We start from the raw sequence: 17,060 nt of genomic DNA on the forward strand, positions 1-17,060 counted from the left end.
GCGTACGCCGCCTCCGGGGCCTCACCGACCACAAGACGCCCGCCGGGAGCCCGCCCGATCCGGCACGGGTCCGCCGTCCGTCACCTCCCGGCGACGGCGGCGGGCGGTCCGGCACGGGATCCTGCCGAGCCGGGGAATCCCGCGTATCCGGCGATGACGTGGACCACGGCGACGAGGCCCTCGATGCGGCAGTCCTGCAGGTGCGCGCCGTGTGCGGCGGCCACCCGGGTGGCCAGAGCGCAGGGGTCCGCATCGACGGCCACGGCACCCGAGACGGCGTCGGCCGCGGCGAGCGCCGCCGCATCGGCGGCGGCCGCCGCCCGCTGCGACGTCGCGCCGGCTCCGCCCACCATCGCAGCACCGAGCCCGAGCACGGCGGTCACGGCGATCCCCCCGATCGCGAGCACGGAGCCGGCCATCAGCGTCCTCCGTCCAGGGCGCACCCCGTGACGCGGACGGGGATCCCGATCGACCCCAGCACGCGAGCGTCGGTCGACGCCGTCACGCACACCAGGCCGCTGGATCGCCCCACAGCGAACTCCGCGGTCGGGTCCGCCCGCGCCACGGCCGCCTCCGCTCCCCCGGCGTCGTCGCCGCGTCCGAGGATGCGCGAGGCGTCGGCCACCGCGTCCTGCAGCGCGACCGAGCGCATGCCTGCGCCGACCGCGCCCACTCCGAGCATCAGGGTCAGCACGACGACCGGAAGCGCGATGGCCAGCTCGGCGGTCGCCGAGCCGCGCTCCCGCCCCTGTCCCTCGGGCGGCGGCACGTCGCCGGCGCGTGCGGGTGGACGGTGGAGCGGATCTCGGGGCGTCATGCGACCGTCAGCGCGCGGCGCACGAGGTCGGTGAGGATCCCGCGCACCTCGTCGCTGCGCATGATGACCACGAGGAGCCCGGCGAACGCGACGGCGGCCATGGGGCGACACCCGGTGCTGACTGAGCGTCCCGGTAGGTGGGGGTCGTCCTTGCGGGCGTCCCGCTGGTACCCGAGCCCGACGCCCACAGGCGCGGGTCCACGACACCGCTGATCGCCATCGACTCGGGTTCGCCCTGGGCGACCGGCCCGGACACCACGACGGACACCTGGAGGATTCGAACGACTTCGGCGCGCTCCGCGTCAGTCATCGTGTGGAGCCGACCACGCGCCCGCTCCGCGAGCGCCGCCACGTCCTGGAGCGCCTGGCCCCGGGCCTCAGCCGACGACACCAGCGCCTCGTAACCGGCGAGCCGCTCACGCGCGGCGGTCAGTTCCCGCTTGAGTTCGGCCACCATCGCTTGCTGGCGGCGCTCGTCCTCGGCAGTGTCGGCCAGGAGCACCCCGCGCTCGGCCTTCGCGAGCCCGCGCTCGAACCGCTCGACCTCCGCGCGGACTCCGGCGAGCGCCTGCTGGTCCGCTTCGGTGTCGGAGCCCTCTTCGGGCAGGGCGAGGTAGGCCCGAGCCGCCGCTTCCAGCCGTGCGGGGTCGGACAGCAGGTGAGCGACCTCACGCCACACGGTGTCCTCGATTGGCCGGGCGCGCAGTTGCGGGCACGAACACCGGTTGTCCCCGGCGGACTGGCGACGGGTCGAGCACCGGTAGGCACCCTCCCACGCCTCTCGCGGCAGGTTCACGCCGTACATCTGGTGTCCCTCGGAGGTGAAGATTCGGCCAGTGAGCATTCGCGACACGGCAGGGTTGATTGGGCCTCCGATGGTCCGGCGCTCCAGCGCTCGCAGGATCGCGCGGTGCTCGTTCGCCGTGAACACCGGGTTGCCCAGATCGACCTCGATGGGTTCGCCATACAGCGGGTTCCCCTGGCGGTCCACCTTTGCCTTGTGGCGGCGCTGACCCCCAGCCCCGCTGGTCTTCGGCAGGCCCCACATCACCTTGCCGGTGGCGTGGGTCGGGTTGCGCCACATGTGGCGGACCACCTCGGCGCTCCACCGCTCGGCCTTCCGAGGCTTGATCCCGACGTCGTTGAGCCGCGTGGCCACCTGGTTAGGGTTCAGACGACGCTTCACCAGCAGGTCGTACCCGAGCCGGAGCACCTTACGCTCGTCCTCGTCGGGCGTCACGGAACCGTCGCCGCCCTTGCTCTTCTTGTCGCGCCGGTAACCGTAGGGCGGTTCGCCGCCGGGAAGCTGACCGACCCGAGCCAGGGACCGCTGGCCCTCCACGGTGTTCTCGATGATCGAGTCGCGGTCGAGGTTCGCGAACACCGCCGACATACCGAACATGGCTCGACCGGCGGGCGTGGACAGGTCGAAGGACTCCTGGAGGGAGACCAGCGACACCCCAAGTTCGAGCAGGTTTTCCATTTCCTTGATGGCGTGCCAGGACTTGCGGGCAAACCGCTTGGTGTTGAGCACGATCAGCACGTCGAACTTGCCCGCCTCGGCGTCCCGGAGCATTTCACGCCAGGCGGGGCGGTTAGCGTCGGTGCCCGTGATGCCCTCGTCGGCGTATTCGGCCACGACCTCCCAGCCGCGCCGCTCTGCCTCCTCGCGGGTCTTCCGTCGCTGTTCGGGCAGTGAGGTGTTGTCCTTCTGTCCCTCAGTTGATACGCGACGATACGTCGCGGCGCGCATGGTCTTTGCGGCGCTCATGGTGTGACCACCCGGAACTGGGTGCGGGCGAGGTCCGGCGCGGCCTCACGGAGAACCCGAGCGGCACGGTCCACGCCCACCGGGGAGTCGAGGTCGAAGCCGTCACGGAGCGCCGCCGCCTCGACGTGTTCACGGAGCGTCCGGAGGGTGTCGATGGTCTCGATGACGACCTCGGCGTCGGTGGCGTCGGCGGGGAGCTTACGCGCGGTGAGCGCGAGCTGTCCGACCAACCACTCGTCGGCGGTCACGGTGTTGTCGTAGTCAGCCACGGCGGGCCTCCTTCCGGTAGTTGCTGATGCGTGCGCTCTCGCATGCGTTGCACTTCGACCGGAGCCAGGGCCGGTCCTTGCGGATCTTGCCGAAGGCGTCGAGCGGGAGCGCCCGCCCGCAAGCCGTGCATCGCTTGGTCTGGGTTGCTGTCATGGTCACTTCACTTCCTCCCTCATCGGGGTCGGGAGCCAGCGCGGGTGCATGCGCCGCCAGCGGTCTACGCCGGGGATCAGCCCGAGGGTCGAGCCGTCGTCCCAGGCGACGTGCACGGTCCCGGCGTCGTCCACGAACAGCACCTCGCCGGTCGAGTTCGGCTCCAGCCGGGTGTACGGGTCCATCGTGGAGACCAGCGCGATTTGAGCACCGGGATCGGACGGGTTCAGGTTCTCGGGCAGGTTGGCCCAGTCCTCGGTCACGCGGCCTCCTCGGTCTTGGGCTCGGTGGCCTTCGCGACCATGCGCTCGGCGGCGCGGTGGAACTTCGCCTGGAGCGGGGCGGACGGCAGGGCCTTCGCGCTGGATGCGATCATCTGCTTGGTGACCTTGCCACCGTCCTGGATCGTGTTGAAGAGTTCAGTGACTAGCACCGACACGTGTCGGGCGTCGTGACCCGGCTTGTAGAGGGCCTTGGTCGTGATGGGGAGTCCGCACCCGCAGGTGCAAGCGTGGGCGGTACTGGTGGTGTTGGCCTTTGCGTTCATGGGGTATCTCCTGTGGCTGATTGTCGAACCTTTGTTCGAACTTCTGATTCCATCGAAACACGCGACTACGTGTCGTGTCAATCCTGCTTATCCGTTCTGACCAGGGCTTTTAGCCTCCGAGTCGTGCGGAGAGCTTCGCCTGGAGCCGGTCGGAGTGCGCCACCTCGGCCACTGCCGCGTCGAACGACAGTTGACCAGCGCGAACCCCCGTGATGAGCCCCGCCAGGTGCAGGGAGTCGTGGCCACTGAGGTACCACCCGCCCCTGGTCGTTCCACCACACCCACAGGTGCAGTCCAGCCCGGTGTCGGCAGGGCGAGGGATCGGAGCCGGACGCGGCGACTTCCCGTTGGTGCTCCCCTTCGGCTTGCGCTCACTCCCCGTCTGGTGGCTCCCGGCGCGCCTGGTTCGTCGGCGTTCGTGCGACTCCGCGTACTGTACGCGACGACGTTCCTTCGCGGAGATCTCCCTCGTCACGCCTGCCCACGTTCCCGCGTCCGGCTGTGCGGCGTCCGCGTACTTCTGGCACATCGCGAACACCGGGCAGAGTAGGCAGAGGTCAGCGGCGAGCTCCTGGTCGGTGCCGTCCTCGGAAGTCCACGCCTCCGCACCAGGTCCGAGGCACGGCACCTCGTCACCCTTCTCACGGGCGAGCAGTAGGGCGTGGTTGAGGTCATCGAATGCGCCGACCGCTTCGAAGCTCTGTGTGTGCCTCGCGAGCACTTCCGCGATCAGCCGGTCGGTCTCCGCCGTCGTGAGGGTGTCGGAGCGGCCCGCGCTGGGGTCTCCCGTGCCCTCCCGCGAACTCGTGGGACCCGGGACGGCCCGGAGGAGGGTAGCGCCCCCTCGTGTCGCCGGAGAGGCCACGAGGGCGAGCGCCCGTTCGGTAGGCGCGGGTCGTGCCGCCACGCTCCCGGGAAACACGCCCATCAGTGGACAATCCGAGGCGAACCGAGCGCGCGGAACAGCGCCTCCTCCGAGGTCTCACCCTCGACCTCGGTCATGTTCACCGTGTTGTTGACGACCTTGGTGTTGCCCGAGCCGTAGCCGAAGCCGCCCGAGTTGAAGCCGACGCCGGACGGAACCGCGAGCATCTGCTCAAGCTCCCGCTGGATAGCCGCGTCGTCCTCCAGGCCCGCCGCGAACGCGGCGACGATAGCCTCGCCCGCCTGACCGATGGCGTACCAGCCCGCACCCGAGAGCGGGCCGCGCTTCGCCGGGGAGTGCGGGAAGAAGCCCGCTGCCCAGTCGAGCACCCCGCCGATCGCGTCACCGACCGCGCCGACCATCGAGTTGATTCCGTCGATGAGGCCCTGGATGATGTTGGCTCCCACGTCCATCAGCCACTCGCCCGCGCCCTGGAAGAACCCGAGGATCGTGTCCGGGATGCCTTCGAAGAAGCCCACGATGCCGTTCCAGATGTTCTCGACGGTGGACTGCACGCCGGACCACAGGCCCGACCAGAACGAAGTGAAACCGTTCCAGACCGAGGACAGCCAGCCGACGAAGCCCGAGACCACGCTCGACACCCACGACACGATCGCGTTCCACACGTCGGACACGGCCTGGCTGATCGTGTTCCACGCGCCGATCCAGAAGCTGATGTAGCCCACGAGCACGGCGACCAGGAAGTTGACGAATCCCTCCCAGACCGACTTCACCCACGAGGTGAAGCCCGACCACACGTCCGAAATCCACTGGCCGACCGCCGCCCAGATGCCGTTCCACCACCCCACGAACCCCTCGATGACTCCGGTGATCCAGCCGATGAAGCCGGACCACACCTCGGTGATCCAGGCGACCACGGTGTCCCAGTTCTGGACGAGCAGGATGATCGCGCCGATGAGCAGCCCGATGCCGACGATGATCAGACCGATGGGGTTGGCGGTCATGGCCGCGTTGAGCACCCACTGCGCCGCCGACCAGATGCCGACTGCGGTAGCGACGATGCCAATACCGAGGGCGAGCGGGCCGAGCCAGGACGCGTTCTCGCTGATCCAGCCGACGAAGCCCGACAGGACGCCCATCACGTTGACGAACGCGGGCTTGAGTTCGTTCAGCACCTGGGTGATGAGCGACACCACCCCCGCCTGGAAGCTGCCGATGGATCCCTCGAAGGTCTCGGTGTTCTTCGCGGCGTCGACCGCGCCCTGATTCTGGCCCAGCTGCGTGATCGCGGCGTTGAACTCGTCAGCCGAGATCTCGCCCTTCTCCATCGCTTCGCGGAAGTTGCCCGTGTAGGCACCGGCCTGGAGCAGCGCGTCCATGAGGAGCCCCGACGCGCCGGGGATCGCCTCGGACAGCTGGTTCCAGTTCTCCGTGGTCAGCTTCCCGGCCCCGGCGGTCTGCGTGAGGACGGACCCGAGCCGCGAGTAGGTCTCCGCGTTGCCGCTCGACGCGGCGTTGAGGTTACCCAGGCTCATCGCGAGGGTGTCGTAGTCCTTGACGCCGTTGGCGGCGAGCTGCGACGTGATCCCCATCACGTCGGTGAGCGAGTAGATGGTCTCGTCGGCGTAGGTCTTGGTCGACTTGGTGAGCTTGTCGATGGTCGAGTTGTCGATGCCAGCGAACGAAAGCGACTGCTTGAACTTGTCGGTGGCGTCGGACGCTTCGACCGCCTCGGACACCCAGCCCTGGAGCATCCCTGCGGCCTGGCTGATGGCGTCGGCGGCGACGTTTCCGAAAGCGGAAGCCACCGCTGCGCCGCGGGTGCTCCAGCCGCTGGTCTTCTTGTCGAAGTCGTCGTCATCGACGCGAACCTTGGCAACGAGAGTGCCCAGATCGAGTGCCATCGGTTCTCCTAAAGTGCTGGTCTAGCCCGGATTCCTGCCGGGGTGCGATTCCATCGCAACATCCGAAATGCCTGTCAAGGAAGACACCACGTCGAAGCTGACGCGGCGTCACGCGGTAGGGGTATCTCCTCGTCAGTCGCCGTCGAGCGACCGCATGAAGGCTTGAATCGCCGGGGTCAGCTGCGCGTCGTGGGCCGGGCAATCGAGCCGGTGAGGGGCGACGACCGGCTGAATCGCGCCCTGCTCCGCTGGCTCGTCAGGCCACTGCACCCGAGCCCCACACGGGCACTCCCCCGTGACGGCCTGAATCCGCCGCCGAGCGAAGCCCTCCTGCACGGCGGGCGGTGCACCGTCCGGGATGCGGCTAACGGCGAACCGGCGGTGTGGTTGGCCGTTCGGCACGACCCACTCCTGCCACGGCGGAAGCTCGGGCGCGTCATCTGGCACCTCGACCGGCCCGAAGTCGTCGGCGTTCACGCCGTGGCCTCCGCGAACTGGCGCAGGTCGCGCACGAGCGCCGACACCTGGTCGTCGTACAGCCACTCCAGGACGGCGCGCTTGTGCTCGTCGTTGAAGTAGAAGAGCCCTCCGCCGTATTCGACCGGCCCCCCAAGCCCGGAGATTCGCCCGAGGTCGTACATGACGCTCATGCGGGCGTAGTCAGTGCTGCACCCGAGCCGGTCGCGACGGAGCGTGACGAGCTCGTCGAGCGTGACGGGCCCGAGGGTCAGCACCCACAGGGCGAGTTCCGGCGCGCGCTTCGCGTCGGCGGCATCCTCGTAGAGCGCTTCGAGGCGCGAGAGGTCGCCCTCGGTCATGGTTTCGGTGGTGTTCATGGTGGTTGCCTCCTCAGGCGTTTTGGTTGGTATTGCTGGTCCTTGGTGTCGCATCACGCGGCCCACCCCCGGCGCGCTTGCGCCATCGCGGAGTTGTGACCGCGCAGGAAGTCGTAGGCGACCTCGCTGTGTCGGATGTCCCGACTGGTCACAGGGCGAGCGAGGTAGAGGCCCTGCTCGCTCCGAAGACGACTGAACGCGACATACGCCTGGCCGTCATCGAACGCTCCCCGGTCGAAGTCGATGACTGCCGACTCGAACGTCTGGCCCTGTGCCTTGTGGATGGTCATCGCCCACGCGAGCCGGAGCGGAACCTGGGTCACCGACCCCACCTGCACCGGCTGAACCGATGAAGTCTTTTCGTCCCACACGCCCTTAGTTACCTCGAACTCTTGGCGCTCGACCCACAAGACGGAACCGTCGTCCAGCCGGACCTCTGCGCCCTCGTCGTACGCGCCCGTCACCGTCCCGAGGGTGCCGTTCTGCCACAGCCCCTCACGGTGGTTCGTGGTGAAGATCACCCGGGCCCCCGCCGCCAGTTGCAAGTGCCGCTCGAACACGTCGGGGAAGTCAGCGCCTTCAACGTCGCCCCAGGTGCGCGCGTGGTACTCACGAACCGTGCCGCCGATCTGCGACAGACCACGGATGTTCAGGTCAGCGGCGCGGTTGCGGTACGGCGTGATCGTTACCGTCCCCGCCGGAGCCTCACCCACTCGCTCGTTGAGCCAGGCGACGTCCTCGGGCGTCGTCTTACCCGAACGCATCCGGAGAAGCGTGTCGCGGAAGCGCCCGCCCTCCTGTCGGTGGACCTGCACGAGCGAGCGGAGCGCCAGCGGCGACTCCTGCCACACCTTCGCGTTGAACATCCAGCGGTCCTTGTAGCCCGCACGGGCAAGCGCCACGTGATCGCCCTCCTTCCGGTTGACGACCGGCGGAAGCTGGAAGAGGTCACCGAACAGGACGACCTGGACACCGCCGAACGGTAGGCCAGGCTTGCGCCGGACCGCACGGAGGGTCTTGTCCATCGCGTCGATCAGGTCGGCGCGGATCATCGACATTTCGTCCACGATCAGCAGGTCGATGTGTTCCCACGGCACCAGGCGGTTCGCCCGAGAGCCGGTGCGCGCCGGGGTGTGCTTGACCTGAATCCCAAAGGCGCTGTGAATCGTCAGACCGTTGACCAGGCTCGCCGCGAGACCTGTGGGCGCGACCGACAGAGCCGTGACACCCGAACGGGCGGCGAGCTCCCGGAGCGCGTTCTCGGTGTACGTCTTGCCCGAACCCGCGCGGCCCTGCACCAGGTAGTTCCGCACCGGGCCGACCTCCGAGAGCACCTCCTGAATGAGCCCGGCCTGGTCGTGGCTGAGGTTGTAGTCGTTCATTGCTCGCTCCCTTCGTGAGCGTCGGCGGTACTGCTGATCTGGTCGTCCGCCGGTACGACCCCGGCGTACTCGCGGCGGTAGCCCTCCTGAGAGGGGGCCGGGTGCCACGCGCGCTTCGCCCGCTGACGGTGCGACGAGCACAGGCCGTTGACGTGCGCGTCACGCCTGCACCCGGGGACGAAGCACCCCCGAGCCTGCGGAGCCGGACCCCAGGTCAGAATCTCGGTGAGGTTGTCAGCGATCCAGGCCGGAAGCCGGTCTGGGATCTGAGGGTTGGTCGTGCTCATGTCGTGCTCCTTGTTGTCGTGCTGGGTCGGCTGGCGCGCGCGAGGTTGGGAAGGCGGGCCGAAGTTTCTGGGTCTGGGTCCGTGGTGCCCGGCCCGGAGGGGTGTGCCACTTCCTGCGAAGAACACCACCTAGGGAGGGGGTTTCCGGGGTTCGAGAACAGAGACCCCCCCTTACGTACTTTTTGTGATGATGAATTGGCACATGTGTTTTTCTGCCCGTCGTGACGCGGGCGAGAGGGTGTGCCACCCCCCTGGCACGTACCTGGCACACCCCCGGCACACTGGGGGTTCTCGCCCCCCTCTGTCGTTTGGTCATGTGACCGCTCGTCACGCTGAGGGCGTGTGTGCCAGTCCCTGTGCCAGGTCGCTGGCACACTCACTGGTCCTCACCCGCCGACTGTTGCCACCGCGCGAGCACCGCTTCGGCGTACTCCGGCTTGAGTTGCGCGTAAGTGAAGCGGCCCTCGCCCTTGAACGTGACCGAGATTCGCGCGCCGGTACCTTCCTTGCGGTCCATGGCCGCGCCCCCGAGCTGTTGAGCCATCGCGCCCGGCGAGTAGAGGCGTTCGTAGTTGGGGTCGTTCCGGTGTTCCCTGGCGCGGTAGTCCGACAGGTAGGTCGTGTTGACGTACACGCGGGGTGTGAGCACCGACCCTTCGGGCTCCGGATCCACGAGCACAGGCGGCACCACGCGACCGAAGCCGTAGACCTCGACCATCTCGCCACGTTGTCCCGCGCCGAAGCGGCGGAGCGCCCACGGGATCACTTCGGTGGTGAGCGTGTTGTCGGCTTCGAGCGTGGACTCAGCCACCGCCGACGACCAGACAGCCACGAGGTCCTGTGCCCAGGTGCCGTTCTCGGTCAGCTGGTCGAGGAGCCACGCGCCCGCCGCGAGGATCGCGAGCTTGTCGCCCACGCGCCCCGTCACTGCCCTCGGGGCGTTCTTGAGCTTCGCGAGGTACTCGTCGGCATGCCTGAGGGCCTCTTGCACGTACCAGCCCGCGAGCTGGGTGAATCCGCCCTCGAACTCGGCGCGAAGCTCGATCACGTCCTCGTACTGCGACTTGCCCTCCCGGCCCGGCTTGAGGCTGGTCCGGCTGGTGACCTTTGGCGGGTGGAGCAGGATCACCCTCTCTCGGAGCTCCGCCTGACCACCGAACGCCAGGCCCGTGCCCGACAGGAGGATCGGAGCCAGCAGAGGAAAGCCGGTGTTGCTCTCCATGTCCGCGCCGGACTTCGGGAGGTCACCCTCGGCGGTAGAGGCGCGGAGGGTCTCGTGGTGCTTCGCGGGGTCAGTCACGTCGTCCACCCAGACGATCCCGCTACGGGAAGTCGACACGGCGTTGCGGAGCGCCGCCGGAGTGGGGTTCGTCGGCCCCTTGAGGTTGCCGCTCAGTTCGACCATCGACTCGAAGAAGCCCTTGGACTTGCCCGAACCGCCGGGGATTTCGACCCCGAAGAAAGGGAACAGCGCCGTGCGGCGAATCGTCTGCCCCTTGAGGAGGCACGCGGCCCACCACGCGCCGAACACTGCCGCGACGGTCGGGTCCTGCCACTCCAGCACCTCGCGGAGGACACGCTGTGCGGTCGCCCAGTCGTGGTCGAAGCCCCACTTCCAGTGCTGGTCGCTGAGCTTCGCCACGCGTCGGGATGGCACCGCTCCGGCTTCCCAGCCGGGAACGTGTGCCCCTGCGCGAATGACGTGATCAGGAGTGACGAACGCCTTGGCTTCGTCGTGCCACCCGAGGTGAGGGACCGCGAACGCTTCGCCTGGTGAGGTCGCGTCCAGGAACAGGGTGAACCTCGCCGGGCTGGCGATCTGCGGCCAGGCCGTCGCGGGGCTAACGATCACAGCGGGCCACCGGTTGAGTTCGACGGCGAGCTTGCGCGCGTCCGCGAGCGTCATGTGGTCGAGCGTCACGTGGTGTTCGCGGTCTCCCACGGTGATCCGAACGAGGTAAGACCGGGTGCCGTCAGGCTCGATGATGGTGCCCAGTGCCCGGGCGTCGAAGTTGCCCCACGGGAGCAGTCCAAGCTCTTTCTCGCCGTCGTCGTTCATTACGAACGCCTGCACGTGCAACCGCCCATCCTTGCTGACGAGGTAGCCGGTCTCCTCAACCGCCGCGAAGCTCTTGACCTCCGCCGTAAGCACGGCCCTGTTCGCGGCGGCTTCGACCTCCTGTCCCGGCTCGTTGGGGTCGTTGGGCGTGAGCGCCCTCAGTTTCGGTGTCATCAGTTACTGCCTCCGTACTTCCGGACGGCTCCCGCGAGCGCGTCGTCAAACTCTCGGGCCGGGTTCTCTCCCGGCGTGTGCTCAGATGTCAGCCAGACGGCGCGGATGAACTCCAGCGCGCGCCGAACTCCCTGGTGTCCTTCGCCCCCGAGCAGGACAAGGTGCTTCTGGAGCTTCGCCATGGCGTGGTGCCCTCGGAACGGCGCACCGTCCAAATACGGCTGGATCGCTCGGACCACGGGGGGCGACACCACGGCGTCGTTGCGTCCGCCGAGCCACTCATCGACAGTGCCGTCGTAGGGTCGCGGGGGCGGGGCGGAGGGCTTGCCTTCGTGCCTGACCTCGTGGCCCTTCTCCAGCGCCTCGACCCAGGCGTCGGGCAGATACGGAAGGTCGTCTACGCGCGGCGGGCCGTCCATCGGCTGACCGTCGAGGTCGTACCAGGTGTACTGCTCCCCGGTGTCGGGATGCACCGAGGGCCAGACCACCGAGTAGCGGTGACCGTGCGAGGGAATCTCGATGTCCCCAGCGAGGGTCACGTCCCCGAGGGTCGAGGAAGGTGTGAGCGTCGTTTCGAGTTCGACACCCGGCGGCACACGGAAGAAGTGCTGGCGGCGCGGGTCGTCCTGACCCCGGGCGGTGCTCGTCCACGTCACGGGGAGCTCCCCGAGGGCCTCCGTCAACTGCTGGAGCGTCGTGAGCCCCTGCTTGCCATCGCCCTCGTCCACGTCGATAGCGACCGTCGCGGCCTCCCCGAGGGTGTGGCGGATCGCGATGTTGTCGTGCCAGTCCGAACGGCGCATCGCGGCATCGAGTTCGGGCGTGACCTCGCCGTTCTGGCCGGTGGTGCCCTTGTAGGGCGACTTCTTGCCGTGAACCGCGATGACGGTCCAGCCGAGCGCGCCGTAGATGTCGGCGTGCTGTGCGTAGCGCGAGGGCGCACCGTGGAAGTCCTTGGTGCTCCGGGCTCCGTTGAGGCGCGGGCTCATGCCGCCACCGCCTTAGCGAGGGCGCGGATGCGACCTTCGGCCTCGAACTGCCGGAGGTGTGCGTCCACGCGCTCAAAGGCGGCGTCGAGGCCGCACGCTCGCGGGGCGGGCTCGTCGGCCTCGTCGGCAGGCTCCGCGAACAACAGGCGAAGCAGGTACGCCAGGTCGGCGTCAGGGATGGGGGCGGGGGTGAAGTCGGCGGAAACGCCAGACGTTGGTGAAAGTGACAACAGCAGAGTCCCTCTGCGAGGGGCGACTGCCAGCTTGCGTCGGAGTGCTGGTTGAACTCGTCGCCTCACCCCACGCCTATGGGGTTCGGACTCTTCTCTGTTGTCTCGTTTCTTGGGGCGCTGAGCGCCTTGCTAGACCCAATTCTACCATCGGCGGTGCTCGCCTGGAATTAGTCGCGTTCCTCGACGTGTCGCGTGTCGTCCCCGGACATGACGAGACCCCCGACGAGGCGTCCGCTCTCGCGGCGTCGGGGGTCTCAGGGCCTGTTGTCACCCACCACCAATTTTATCGTGCGGCGTGACTCCCAGGAAGGTGTGGCGTCCTCCGACGTGTCGCACCCCCGCGTGCGCTCCCGGGTGGTGGAATCGGCGGCGTTGGGTTGGTGTTGATGGTCTCACCTCAGGGCCCGGCGCTCGCTTCCTATCTCCGGCGGGCGTCGGGCCTCCACACTGTCCGGGCCGGTAGCTCCGCGTCGTCCGCAAGTCCGACCGGATACGCCGGGCGGTGCCGATACTGTCAGGGGCATGACGCCTTCACCCGCTGACCTCGCCGTCGCAACCTCCTCGCTGTGGGCGGGTTGGATCGGGGCGATAGCCGCCGTTATCGGCATTGGCGTGGCGATCTACTTCGGCGTTCGACGACGCGGCAAGGTCAACTGGTCCACTCGGCCAAACGGCGGCGAGCGCTGGGATCTGGTCAACGACGGACCCGGCACGGTCTACGACGTGCGCGTGGCAGGCCTAGGGGAAATCGACCAACGGCGACTCACCGTCACGCCGCCGCCCCGGGCGACACTCGCACAGGCCGGGGCGGTCACCTTCGACCTGGTGTCACGCCTCAGCATCAGCGGACCCGCAAACGTGGTCGTCACGTACCGGCGCAGGGCACGCGGCCCCGAGCTGCAAGAAGTCGTCCCGGTAGACGCACCCTGAGAGCGCCAGCGCGCGGCGCTCCGTGGGGTCTTCCTCGACTTCGGAGGGCCTGGGCGGTATTCGAGGGGGTTCCGGGGCTCTCGTGTCGCGGGAGAGGCCACGAGCACGCGGGGCACGACGAAGCCCCCGGACCTGTGAAGGTATCCGAGGGCTCGTCGCTGTGCCAGGGACGCGGCGAGCGCGTTACCCCGGCGGGTCAGTCACTCGTAGATCACCGCCTGATCGTCGATGTAAGTGATCATCGACCCGTCCGGCTGAACCTCCTCGCGCTGGTTCCCAGGGCGCGGACGTGACTGCATCTGGATCATCAGCATGCCAAGCATCGACTGAACCCCGGTCATGTCCGGCGCGGCGTTCATGTCGGCCTGTGTGAGGTCGGAGTACGCCTTGCCCGAATGCGAGAGCGTCTGCGCCAGCAGTGCCCGATCCCGAGGAACCAGACACTTCGACATCAGGTCGAGCGTGCGTTCGGTCTCGTCCAGGATGCGCTCCGAGATCGCCGCGCGCCGGTTGCGGGCATACTGCGACTGCACCCCGCGCGCCTTCGCCATTGTCTCGGGCGTGCCGTTCGATCCCGAGCCGTTGCGGCCCCACTCGACGCCCGCCTCGCGAACGATCCGAGTGATCGTAGACACGGCGAGACCGGTGGTCTCCTTGACCTGGCGTCGAGACTTCCCCGACCGGGCCAGTTCGACCACCTGCGCCTCCACCTCGGGCGGCGTCTTGACTCCCGCCGCCATGTCAGACCCCCTCGACCTGGAGCGAACCGGTCGCGACGAGGTGGTCCAGCGAACGCAGACGCTCCTGGGTCTCAACCCCTTCCAGCGGCGAGCCCGACTGCACCTCGGTGAAGCCCTCCTGGTCCGCCCGCTGGAGTGCCGACAGCACCGCAAGCGACGGCTCGCCCGGCTCCGCCAGCGCGGCGATGTAGTCCGACCACGCCTCGGCCTGGTCGAGCAAGGCCACCGAGTCGTGCGCCTTCGTGGCCTCGGGGTCCCCGAGCTCCAGGAGCCGGTCGTACGCCACCTGCTGGACTTCGGCCACGATGGACGCACCACCGTCACCCGCCGACAGGACCTCGGGGCGGGTGCTGATCCCGTCGAGGATCGCCGCGAGGGTGTCCCGGTCCGCCGAGGTCAGGATCGCGTGGAGCGACTGCCCGGCGTCGAGGCGCTTCTCGACCTTGGCCCAGGCGTGCTGGATCTGCGCGATCTCGTCGGCGGTCTTCGGCGCGAGGCCCGCGATCACCGATTCGCGCGGGTCTCCGCCCTTGCGCTCGGGCTTCGCCGGGATCGCCGCCGCGAGCGCCTTACGCGCCTGCGCCACCCGCCGGGCGCGCTCGCGGGTGATGCCCGAGTTCGTGTAGTCGGGGTTGGTCCAGCGGACCGCCGCCGCCACGTCGGCCTGGTACTTCTTGACCGCCGCGACGTGCTGGGTGTTCGTGCTCATGTTCGTTCTCATTTCTCTGGTCGGGGACCGGTGGCCCCCTGGGTGACCCGGCGACGACTGCCGCCGGGAGCTTGTGGGCCCGCGCTACGCGGCGGCTCTCTCGGTCGTGACGGACCAAGCGAAGGGCGGAAGGACCGGCGGCGCGCTCAGTAGGCGCAGGGGGTCGGACGATCGTCGCGATCGCGTACTCCGCGGTCGCGGCCCCGGTGTCGTCGCCGAACAGCCGGGCGGCCCGTCGCCGGGTCAGGGCGGGGAGCGGGAGCTCGGGGATCTGCGACACCCTGTCCGTCTGCGGCACCTTGTTCATGGGTGTTCCTTCTTTCTTCTGCGGGCGACGGCGCCGGTCGGCATCGTCGGGGTCAAGCGAGCGGAAGCGGCGTCGTGGACAGCACGCTGAGGATCAGGGGCGCCACGCCGAGCAGCATGAACGCGGGTAGCGTGCATGCGCCGAGCGGGAGCAGCAGGCGGGAGCTCAGCAGAGCGGCTCCCTGCCTGCCCGCGGTGCGGGCGTCCCGGCGCGCACGGTCCGCCTCCGCACGAAGCAGCTCCACGGCGGGCACGCCTGCCGCAGCGGAGAGCCGCAGGATCCGCTCGATCGTCTCCTCGTCGGCCGACGGGTCGTCCTCGTCCGCCGTCTCCTGCGCCACGAGCGCACGCGCCCGCGGGATCGCGGTCCCGCCGACGAGCGCCACCACGAGCAGTTCGGCACGGATCCCCGGCACCCCGGGCGGAGGGGCGGCGCGGCGGACCATCGCACGGGTCCATCCGCGCGCGATGAGCAGCAGGCCGAGACCCGCGGCCAGGCATCCTCCTCCCGCCGGCTGGGTGAACAGCACCGTCAGCGTGTCGAAGCCGAGGGCGCTGCCGAGAAGCAGTCCGACCAGGGGGAGCCACAGCATGAGCCGCGCGGTGCCGGCGGGCTCGGCGAGAGCGACCGAAACCTCGGCGCGGATGTCGTCGGCGCCCTGCAGCGCGTCGGCGATGGCGCGCAGCACCTCCCCGAGCGGCGCGCCGACCGTGCCGGCGACCCCCCACGCGGCCGCCACCATGCGCCAGGCCCCGCCCCCGTCGCGGATCGCCTCGACCAGGGGCCTTCCCTGCTCCGTCACCTCCGCCACCACCCCGATCGCGACGACCGAGCCGCTCTCCGCGAGATGCCGCCAGGCGGCGAGCGGCGCCGCCCCCGCCTGCAGCAGCACCGCCAGAGTGCGGACGACCTCGACAGCCCTGGTCTCGCCCGTATCGGCCGCGCCCCGTCTCCGCCGGTGCCGCGCGGCGACTGACGGCTGCCGCGTCCGACGCCGCTTCGCCGTCGCCGCGCTCACCACGGCTGCACCTCCTCGATGGCCAGGTGCTCCCCGTCGAGGCGCAGCACCCCCACCTGGGCGAGCCGGCGTGCGCCACCCGGGGCGCGCACCAGGTGCAGCACGTAGGCGAACGCGCTCACCGCCTGCCGCGCGAGGGCCGGCGGATCCATGCCCGCCAGCGCGCCCAGCGCCTCCAGCCGAGCGGGCACGTCGGCGAGCCCGCTCGCGTGCAGCGTGCCGGCGCCTCCGTCGTGTCCCGTGTTCAGCGCCGTGAGCAGTTCGCGGATCTCCTCGCCGCGGCATTCGCCGACGATCAGGCGGTCGGGCCGCATGCGCAGGGACTCGCGCACGAGCCTCGCCACCGTGATGGCCCCGACGCCCTCCAGATTCGGCTGCCGCGCCTCGAGCGAGACGTGGTGGGGATGCCTCGGATGCAGCTCGGCGACGTCCTCGATCGTGACGATCCGCTCGCGCGGCGGGACGTGGGCGAGGAGCGCGGCGAGCAGCGTCGTCTTCCCCGTGCCGGTGCCGCCCGTGATCAGCACGTTCTTGCGGGCGGTGACCGTCTGCTCCAGCCAGACCCGCCGCGGGGCGTCGATCGCGCCCAGACCGGCGAGGTCGTCGAGATCGGCGGCGCGCACCCGCGGGATCCGCACGGAGACGGCCGTGCCGCCGCTCGCGACCGGCGCGAGCACCGCGTGCACGCGCACGCCCGCAGCCAGGCGCACGTCCACGCAGGGGGCCTGATCGTCCAGATGCCGTCCGCCGAGCGCCACGAGCCGGACGGCGAGCTCGCGCACCTCTCTCTCCGACGCCGTCCATCCGTCCACCGGCTCGGCACCCGCGCCGCGGTCGACGAACAGGCCGCTCGACCCGTTCAGGAACAGATCCGTCACGCGCGGATCCTCGGCGTGCACGGCGAGCTCGCCGAAGGCGGGATCCAGGTCGAGCTGCCCGGTCGGGCCGGCGGATCCGCGGGGGACGATCACGAAGGGAGAGGCCATGCACCGAAGCTAGGCAGCCGTCGGGCGGCATGGAGCGGGGTGCCTGCTTCCCGTGCAGAAGT

The 17,060-nt window shown here is 69.4% G+C and carries 18 protein-coding genes and 2 pseudogenes; 1 reads left to right on the forward strand and 19 read right to left on the reverse strand.

The genetic code is table 11. The features are described 5' to 3' along the window. Positions 1-80 precede the first annotated feature (80 nt). The 15 genes and pseudogenes from NFX31_RS12820 to NFX31_RS12885 form a co-directional block, all read right to left on the reverse strand. Positions 81-419 carry an Rv3654c family TadE-like protein gene (locus NFX31_RS12820; RefSeq protein ID WP_262955891.1) on the reverse strand — a complete coding sequence of 113 codons (339 nt, stop codon included), beginning with the start codon at positions 417-419 and terminating at the stop codon, positions 81-83. Next, a complete protein-coding gene (locus NFX31_RS12825; protein ID WP_262955892.1) occupies positions 419-817 on the reverse strand; it encodes a TadE family protein in 399 nt (132 codons plus the stop codon). The genes NFX31_RS12820 and NFX31_RS12825 overlap by 1 nt, the downstream gene beginning before the upstream one ends. Beyond that, a pseudogene (locus NFX31_RS17465) lies at positions 814-918 on the reverse strand (DUF4244 domain-containing protein); the annotation flags it as partial. The gene NFX31_RS12825 and the pseudogene NFX31_RS17465, both read right to left, overlap by 4 nt. Before the next feature lie 623 nt (positions 919-1,541). Next, positions 1,542-2,588 (reverse strand): annotated as a pseudogene (locus NFX31_RS17470) (recombinase family protein); the annotation flags it as partial. Next, on the reverse strand, positions 2,585-2,857 hold the full coding sequence (locus tag NFX31_RS12835; protein WP_262955894.1) for a hypothetical protein: 273 nt from the start codon (positions 2,855-2,857) through the stop codon (positions 2,585-2,587). The pseudogene NFX31_RS17470 and the gene NFX31_RS12835, both read right to left, overlap by 4 nt. 156 nt (positions 2,858-3,013) lie before the next feature. Beyond that, complete coding sequence (locus tag NFX31_RS12840) at positions 3,014-3,274, reverse strand: DUF4314 domain-containing protein (protein WP_262955895.1); 261 nt, start codon at positions 3,272-3,274, stop codon at positions 3,014-3,016. Beyond that, a complete protein-coding gene (locus NFX31_RS12845; RefSeq protein ID WP_262955896.1) occupies positions 3,271-3,444 on the reverse strand; it encodes a hypothetical protein in 174 nt (57 codons plus the stop codon). Before NFX31_RS12845 ends, NFX31_RS12840 begins: the two co-directional genes overlap by 4 nt. A gap of 223 nt (positions 3,445-3,667) precedes the next feature. Continuing rightward, complete coding sequence (locus NFX31_RS12850; RefSeq protein ID WP_262955897.1) at positions 3,668-4,486, reverse strand: WhiB family transcriptional regulator; 819 nt, start codon at positions 4,484-4,486, stop codon at positions 3,668-3,670. Beyond that, the gene (locus tag NFX31_RS12855) at positions 4,486-6,348 is read right to left on the reverse strand and encodes a tape measure protein (protein ID WP_262955898.1); all 1,863 of its coding nucleotides are present in this window, start codon (positions 6,346-6,348) and stop codon (positions 4,486-4,488) included. The genes NFX31_RS12850 and NFX31_RS12855 overlap by 1 nt, the downstream gene beginning before the upstream one ends. 132 nt (positions 6,349-6,480) lie before the next feature. Beyond that, entirely contained in the window at positions 6,481-6,825 is a 345-nt protein-coding gene (locus tag NFX31_RS12860; RefSeq protein ID WP_262955899.1) for a hypothetical protein, read from the reverse strand. Beyond that, entirely contained in the window at positions 6,822-7,184 is a 363-nt protein-coding gene (locus tag NFX31_RS12865; RefSeq protein ID WP_262955900.1) for a hypothetical protein, read from the reverse strand. The genes NFX31_RS12860 and NFX31_RS12865 overlap by 4 nt, the downstream gene beginning before the upstream one ends. Positions 7,185-7,237: 53 nt before the next feature. Continuing rightward, on the reverse strand, positions 7,238-8,566 hold the full coding sequence (locus NFX31_RS12870) for an ATP-dependent DNA helicase (protein WP_262955901.1): 1,329 nt from the start codon (positions 8,564-8,566) through the stop codon (positions 7,238-7,240). Further along, entirely contained in the window at positions 8,563-8,853 is a 291-nt protein-coding gene (locus tag NFX31_RS12875; RefSeq protein WP_262955902.1) for a hypothetical protein, read from the reverse strand. Before NFX31_RS12875 ends, NFX31_RS12870 begins: the two co-directional genes overlap by 4 nt. A 376-nt stretch (positions 8,854-9,229) precedes the next feature. Then, complete coding sequence (locus NFX31_RS12880; protein ID WP_262955903.1) at positions 9,230-11,086, reverse strand: Arm DNA-binding domain-containing protein; 1,857 nt, start codon at positions 11,084-11,086, stop codon at positions 9,230-9,232. Continuing rightward, the gene (locus tag NFX31_RS12885) at positions 11,086-12,075 is read right to left on the reverse strand and encodes a bifunctional DNA primase/polymerase (protein ID WP_262955904.1); all 990 of its coding nucleotides are present in this window, start codon (positions 12,073-12,075) and stop codon (positions 11,086-11,088) included. Before NFX31_RS12885 ends, NFX31_RS12880 begins: the two co-directional genes overlap by 1 nt. Positions 12,076-12,830: 755 nt before the next feature. Here NFX31_RS12885 and NFX31_RS12890 point away from each other — a divergent pair. Further along, positions 12,831-13,238 (forward strand): hypothetical protein, encoded by a 408-nt coding sequence (locus tag NFX31_RS12890; RefSeq protein ID WP_262955905.1) that lies wholly within the window; start codon positions 12,831-12,833, stop codon positions 13,236-13,238. Positions 13,239-13,438: 200 nt separating this feature from the next. Here NFX31_RS12890 and NFX31_RS12895 read toward each other — a convergent pair whose 3' ends face one another. From NFX31_RS12895 to NFX31_RS12910, 4 genes are all read right to left on the reverse strand, one after another. Further along, positions 13,439-13,978, reverse strand: a complete 540-nt coding sequence (locus NFX31_RS12895) for a helix-turn-helix domain-containing protein (protein ID WP_262955906.1) — start codon at positions 13,976-13,978, stop codon at positions 13,439-13,441. A 1-nt stretch (position 13,979) separates the two neighbouring features. Next, positions 13,980-14,687: a hypothetical protein gene (locus tag NFX31_RS12900; protein WP_262955907.1), complete on the reverse strand. Its 708-nt coding sequence runs from the start codon at positions 14,685-14,687 to the stop codon at positions 13,980-13,982. A gap of 359 nt (positions 14,688-15,046) precedes the next feature. Then, positions 15,047-16,012 (reverse strand): type II secretion system F family protein, encoded by a 966-nt coding sequence (locus NFX31_RS12905; RefSeq protein WP_262955908.1) that lies wholly within the window; start codon positions 16,010-16,012, stop codon positions 15,047-15,049. Then, the gene (locus tag NFX31_RS12910) at positions 16,009-16,998 is read right to left on the reverse strand and encodes a TadA family conjugal transfer-associated ATPase (RefSeq protein ID WP_262955909.1); all 990 of its coding nucleotides are present in this window, start codon (positions 16,996-16,998) and stop codon (positions 16,009-16,011) included. The genes NFX31_RS12905 and NFX31_RS12910 overlap by 4 nt, the downstream gene beginning before the upstream one ends. Positions 16,999-17,060: the final 62 nt, after the last annotated feature.

This window comes from Microbacterium azadirachtae, assembly GCF_025583665.1.
GTDB lineage: Bacteria > Actinomycetota > Actinomycetes > Actinomycetales > Microbacteriaceae > Microbacterium > Microbacterium azadirachtae.

Bases quoted from the DNA above. Each gene is read 5' to 3' on its own strand.
- NFX31_RS12820 (WP_262955891.1), bottom strand. From the start codon at position 419: ATGGCCGGCTCCGTGCTCGCGATCGGGGGGATCGCCGTGACCGCCGTG.
- NFX31_RS12825 (WP_262955892.1), bottom strand. From the start codon at position 817: ATGACGCCCCGAGATCCGCTCCACCGTCCACCCGCACGCGCCGGCGAC.
- NFX31_RS12850 (WP_262955897.1), bottom strand. From the start codon at position 4,486: ATGGGCGTGTTTCCCGGGAGCGTGGCGGCACGACCCGCGCCTACCGAA.
- NFX31_RS12855 (WP_262955898.1), bottom strand. From the start codon at position 6,348: ATGGCACTCGATCTGGGCACTCTCGTTGCCAAGGTTCGCGTCGATGAC.
- NFX31_RS12865 (WP_262955900.1), bottom strand. From the start codon at position 7,184: ATGAACACCACCGAAACCATGACCGAGGGCGACCTCTCGCGCCTCGAA.
- NFX31_RS12870 (WP_262955901.1), bottom strand. From the start codon at position 8,566: ATGAACGACTACAACCTCAGCCACGACCAGGCCGGGCTCATTCAGGAG.
- NFX31_RS12875 (WP_262955902.1), bottom strand. From the start codon at position 8,853: ATGAGCACGACCAACCCTCAGATCCCAGACCGGCTTCCGGCCTGGATC.
- NFX31_RS12880 (WP_262955903.1), bottom strand. From the start codon at position 11,086: ATGACACCGAAACTGAGGGCGCTCACGCCCAACGACCCCAACGAGCCG.
- NFX31_RS12885 (WP_262955904.1), bottom strand. From the start codon at position 12,075: ATGAGCCCGCGCCTCAACGGAGCCCGGAGCACCAAGGACTTCCACGGT.
- NFX31_RS12890 (WP_262955905.1), top strand. From the start codon at position 12,831: ATGACGCCTTCACCCGCTGACCTCGCCGTCGCAACCTCCTCGCTGTGG.
- NFX31_RS12895 (WP_262955906.1), bottom strand. From the start codon at position 13,978: ATGGCGGCGGGAGTCAAGACGCCGCCCGAGGTGGAGGCGCAGGTGGTC.
- NFX31_RS12900 (WP_262955907.1), bottom strand. From the start codon at position 14,687: ATGAGCACGAACACCCAGCACGTCGCGGCGGTCAAGAAGTACCAGGCC.
- NFX31_RS12910 (WP_262955909.1), bottom strand. From the start codon at position 16,998: ATGGCCTCTCCCTTCGTGATCGTCCCCCGCGGATCCGCCGGCCCGACC.